Origin of the sequence: Nocardioides sp. URHA0032, assembly GCF_000620645.1 — a bacterium.
Lineage (GTDB): Bacteria > Actinomycetota > Actinomycetes > Propionibacteriales > Nocardioidaceae > Nocardioides.
This window is the reverse complement of the sequence record NZ_JIAV01000008.1, coordinates 1-1088: the sequence shown is the minus strand read 5'-3', so window position 1 is coordinate 1088 and position 1088 is coordinate 1. Positions and strand designations below refer to the sequence as shown.

1 protein-coding gene is annotated in these 1088 nt (G+C 64.2%); it reads right to left on the bottom strand.

Features of this window, described 5'->3' with window-relative positions; genetic code table 11:
• Nucleotides 1–117 precede the first annotated feature (117 nt).
• Nucleotides 118–615, bottom strand: coding sequence for a hypothetical protein (locus N538_RS0101940; RefSeq protein ID WP_155991931.1), 498 nt, complete (start codon nt 613–615; stop codon nt 118–120).
• Nucleotides 616–1088: the final 473 nt, after the last annotated feature.

The window sequence follows — 1088 nt, the reverse complement described above, 5'->3', positions numbered from 1 at the left end:
CTCGAGCTCAACGACCGTCCTCGACAGACCCTCGCCTTCAAGACACCATCACAAGCACTAGCCGAGGTGTTGCGTTGACCGCCTGAGCCCGCAGGCATGTCCGGACGGTCGGGTCGGCTACAGGTTCTGTGGAAACCAGATACCCGCAAGTCCGCAACGGTCCGCAGTGCGCTCGTCATCAGACACGACCGCGAGTCGGCTGATCCACACGAGATAGCGATCAGGCCCCCGAGAGCCGCGACCGCCTTCGTACGGGTAGATCTCCACGTACTCGTCGTAGTCGTCGTCGGAGTTGCTCACAAGGCACAACAGATGTCCGCCGCCGAGGTCAGCGTCCGGGGTGCCCTCGCTCCAGCCTTCCGATGACGGGAACTTCTCGCGGTAGTAGTCGACCAGCGCGTCCGGCCCGGTGCCCGCCATGTCGATCACGGCTTCTCGTCCACGCATGGGGTCGTCGTCATCCCAGCCCTTCGTCTTGGCGACCACGGATGCATCCGGTGGCACGGGCGGCTCGTCTGGGTAATCGAAACTGGCACCGTAGACCAGGCCACACGCGGTCAGACACATGGCGAAGGCAACCAAGACGAGCGCTCGGACAGGGTGGCGGCGCATCACGGTGGTGATCCAAGCACCTGGATCCTGCGCACGCACATCGGCAGGTGCGGATACTCGACTCGCGGCATGAGCGTGCGGTTCCGACCAAGCCCCGATCCCCGGCACCGCGCCGGGGCGTCATGATGTCGTCGCTAGACGACGACGGCATCCCGTTGCATCCTCTGACTGGAGCGACATTCGATGGCCAAGGGTTTGCGGTGCTTGATCGGGCGTCACGACTGGACGAAGTTCGAGTCGGCCAGCGGTGAGAAAGGTGCGAAGTGCGGCCGGTGCGGGAAGGTCGACTGGCACCATTCCGACCCGCCGCACATGGACAGTAAGTGGCGTGCGGGTGGTCCTGGTGGACCTACCAGTTTCTAGCCCGCGCACGCTCATCGGTGCGGGCTCAGGCGGTCAACGCAACACCTCGGCTAGTGCTTGTGATGGTGTCTTGAAGGCGAGGGTCTGTCGAGGACGGTCGTTGAGCTCGAGTG